This is a genomic window from Actinosynnema sp. NPDC023658 (assembly GCF_040639995.1).
In the GTDB taxonomy this organism is placed as follows: Bacteria; Actinomycetota; Actinomycetes; order Mycobacteriales; family Pseudonocardiaceae; genus Actinosynnema.
In genome coordinates this window covers 1-3,584 of the sequence record NZ_JBFAAX010000584.1, presented here as the reverse complement: position 1 = coordinate 3,584, position 3,584 = coordinate 1, and the positions used below count along the sequence as shown (strand labels likewise).

Genomic DNA, 3,584 nt, shown 5'->3' with positions numbered 1-3,584 from the left:
GTGCGGATCGAGCAGCTCGAGTACAACGTGCCGCACAGCACCTCGGCCGCGAACTCCAGGTCCACGTCCGCGACCAGTTGGCCGGCGCGCTGCGCGCGGGTGATCCGGTCGAGGGTCCGCCGCTCCACGGTTACCAGGAACCGCTCGTGCAAGGTCGCCCGCAGCGCGGGGTCGGACTGCGCCTCGGCTATCAGCCCGCGGTAGACCGGGCCGATCGGCGGACCGGCCAGCGCGGGGGCGGAGCGGAGGAACTGCTCGCGCAGGTCCGCTCGGACGTCGCCGGTGTCGCGGTAGTCCAGGTCCGTCGTCCACACGCGGCTCAACGCGTCCAGCAGCAGCGCTCCTCTGGACGGCCAACGCCGGTAGATCGTGTGCTTGCCGACCCCGGCCCGGCGGGCGACCGCCTCGAAGCTCAGGCCCGCGTAGCCGACCTCAGCGGCCAGGTCGAGGGTCACCTGGAGCAGTTCGTCGGTGCGTGCGGCGCCCCGGCGTCGCGGTGTGACGGGCTGGTCGGCCATGCCGCCATCCTATCGGCACGGGCCGTGCCGTTGACAGTCGCGCACCCGACGTACATCATCGTGCCGATCGGCACGGTGCGTGCCGATGTTGGGATCGGCAGAAAGGCGCCACCATGGGGCAGAGCAGCAGGGCGCACGAGGGTTTCAGCGCTGAGGAGCGCGCCGCGATGAAGGACCACGCGGAGGAGCTGAAAGCCGCCAGGCGCAGCGGTTCGCGGGCGGACAAGGCGGCGCAGGCCGAGCAGGCCGTGCTCGCGAAGATCACCGGGATGCAGCGGTCGGACCGGGTCATGGCCGAACGCGTCCACGCCGTCGTCAAGGCCAACGCCCCGGTCCTCGAACCGAAGCTCTGGTACGGGATGCCCGCGTACGCGCTGGACGGCAAGGTGGTGCTCTTCTTCCAGAGCGCCGAGAAGTTCAAGGCGCGCTACGCGACGCTCGGGTTCAGCGACCTCGCCCGGCTCGACGACGGCCCGATGTGGGCGGCGGGCTTCGCCCTGACCGACGTGACGTCCGAGGTGGAGGACCGGATCGGCGCGCTGGTGAGGCGGGCGGTGACGTCGAGCGCGGACCGGTGAAGGCGGACCGGTGAACGCCGGTGGACCGCGTTCGAGTCGGCGCGGTCGTCTTCGTCGAGGGCGCCGGCCTCCGCCGAGGTCGGCGCCCTCAACGTCTCAGGTCTGGACCTTTGTCGGAGGTTGATCGGTTAAGGCGGGAGAGCGCTCCCACAGGCACAACTTCTTGTTGTTTTCTGCTGAGGTGTGTGGATAGATGGGCGACGTTGTGATCGGCCTCATAGCCGTGCCGAGGAGACCTCCATGCCCCCTGCCGCCCGCCGGCTGTCCGCCCTGCTCTTGGCACTCCTGCTCGTCCCCGTCCTGTCCCTGCCCGCGACCGCCGCCGCGCCGCCCGCGCACGGCCTCAAGGGCGAGTACTTCCGGATGTCCGCACCCGGTGCCCGCGACTTCGCCGAGCCCGGCGGCACCACGCTCGACCCGAACGTCGACTTCTCCGACCTGACCGGCACGTTCCAGCAGCTCACCGGCCGCACCGAGCACACCACCGCCCGGTGGACCGGCAGCCTCACCGCACCGGCCACCGGCGACTACACCTTCCACGCCGTCGGGGACAACGGCTTCCGCCTTTTCCTCGACGGCACGCCGGTCGTCGACCACTGGGTCGGTGACTGGGAGGTCGAGCAGCACAGCGCGCCGGTCCACCTCGTCGCGGGCGAGCCGCACGACTTCCGGATGGAGCTGTTCCAGGACGTGGGCGGCGCGAACCTGCGCCTGCGCTGGTCCACCCCCGCGCTGGCCAAGCAGCCGGTGCCCGAGACGGCGTTCCTCCCACCGGCCGACTTCCCGGTCTACCCGGTCGGCCTGACCGTCTCGCCGGACGGCCGGAGGTTGGAGGCCGCCTTCGACCAGCGGGTGAACAACCTCGGGGACCTCAAGTCGCACCTCAAGGTCGAGGTGGACACCGTGCCGTTCCCGATCACGTCCGCCGCCGTCGACCGCCGCGACCGCGCCAAGGTCGTCGTCGAGCTCGGCGCGACGGTCCAGAAGCCGCAACGCGTCCGCGTCACCTACGACGGCAAGGGCGGCCTGGTCGTCGGCGCGGAGACCGTGCCGCAGATCATCCGCACCGCGACCAACACCTCCACCCAGCGGCTCAGGACCCAGTGGGGCGAGGAGGTCGACGGGGACAACCCGCTGCCCGAGTACCCGCGTCCCCAGCAGCGGCGCGACGACTGGCTCAACCTCAACGGCCGCTGGGAGTTCTCCGCCGCCACCGCCGGGCAGCCGCCCGCGTTCGGCCGCCGCCTGCCCGAGCGGATCACCGTGCCGTTCCCGGTGGAGTCCCAGCTGTCCGGGCTGGAGCGCCACGAGGACCACATGTTCTACCGCCGCCGGTTCGAGGTGCCGCGCCACTGGCAGGTCGGTCGCGGTCAGCGGCTCAAGCTCAACTTCGGCGCGGTCGACCACCACGCCCGCGTGTGGGTGGACGGCACGCTCGTCGCGGAGCACACCGGCGGCTACACGGCGTTCACCGCCGACATCACCGACGCGCTGCGCGGCGGCGGCGGGCACGAGCTGATCGTCGCCGTCACCGACACCACCGGCGACAACCAGCCGATCGGCAAGCAGTCCCGCAACCCCGGCGGCATCGTCTACACCCCGTCCTCGGGCATCTGGCAGACCGTGTGGCTGGAGCCCGTGCCGGACCGGTCGATCGACGACGTGAAGACCACCCCGGACATCACCAAGGGCACGCTCGCCGTCCGCGTGTCGTCCTCCACGGCCTCCGGGAACGCCCGGGTCACCGCCACCGCTCGCGACGAGCGGGGCCGGAAGGTCGGCACGGTCACCGGCAAGCCCGGCACCGACCTCACCCTGCCGGTGCCCGACCCGCACCTGTGGAGCCCCGACGACCCGTACCTGTACGACCTGGACGTGTCCCTGGAGGACGGTCGCAGCAAGGACAGGGTCGAGAGCTACTTCGGCATGCGCTCCATCGGCGTGCAGGACGTCGCGGGCTTCCCGAAGCTCGTCCTCAACGGCAAGCCGGTGTTCTCGCTGGCCATGCTGGACCAGGGCTTCTGGCCCGACGGCCTGAACACCGCGCCCAGCGACGAGGCGCTGGAGTGGGACATCAAGGCGCAGAAGGACCTCGGGTTCAACGCGCTGCGCAAGCACATCAAGGTCGAGCCCGCCCGCTGGTACTACCACGCCGACCGGCTCGGGATGCTGGTGTGGCAGGACTTCGTCAACGTCAACGTCACCGACGTGACCGGGCAGCAGGCGTTCCTCACTGAGGGCGAGCGCACCCTGGAGCAGCTGCACGACTCGCCCGCCGTCATCGGCTGGACCGTGTTCAACGAGGGCTGGGGCGAGTGGGACCGCGAGGAGACCGGTCGGATCACCGAGTCGGTCAAGGCAGCGGACCCGTCCCGGGTCGTCAACGCGCACAGCGGCGTCAACTGCTGCGCGTCGAAGGGCGACTGTCACGTCCGACGAGTGGCTGGTGATGCGGTCGGTGGTGCACGTGGCGCTGGACGAGCGCCCG

The 3,584-nt window shown here is 71.1% G+C and carries 3 protein-coding genes; 2 read left to right on the top strand and 1 reads right to left on the bottom strand.

The window, feature by feature from the left end; all coding sequences use genetic code 11:
- Positions 1 to 518: TetR/AcrR family transcriptional regulator (locus tag AB0G02_RS31595; RefSeq protein ID WP_360801360.1), on the bottom strand; the 518-nt coding region annotated here is incomplete at its 3' end.
- Between the two features lie 113 nt (positions 519 to 631).
- Between AB0G02_RS31595 and AB0G02_RS31590 the strand changes: the two genes are divergently transcribed.
- Together AB0G02_RS31590 and AB0G02_RS31585 are read left to right on the top strand one after the other, a co-directional pair.
- Entirely contained in the window at positions 632 to 1,096 is a 465-nt protein-coding gene (locus AB0G02_RS31590; protein ID WP_360801357.1) for a DUF1801 domain-containing protein, read from the top strand.
- Between the two features lie 240 nt (positions 1,097 to 1,336).
- On the top strand, positions 1,337 to 3,584 hold a 2,248-nt coding region (locus AB0G02_RS31585), incomplete at its 3' end, for a PA14 domain-containing protein (RefSeq protein ID WP_360801354.1).

Excerpts from the sequence above, each read along its gene's own strand:
- AB0G02_RS31590 (WP_360801357.1), top strand. The coding sequence starts at position 632 with ATGGGGCAGAGCAGCAGGGCGCACGAGGGTTTCAGCGCTGAGGAGCGC.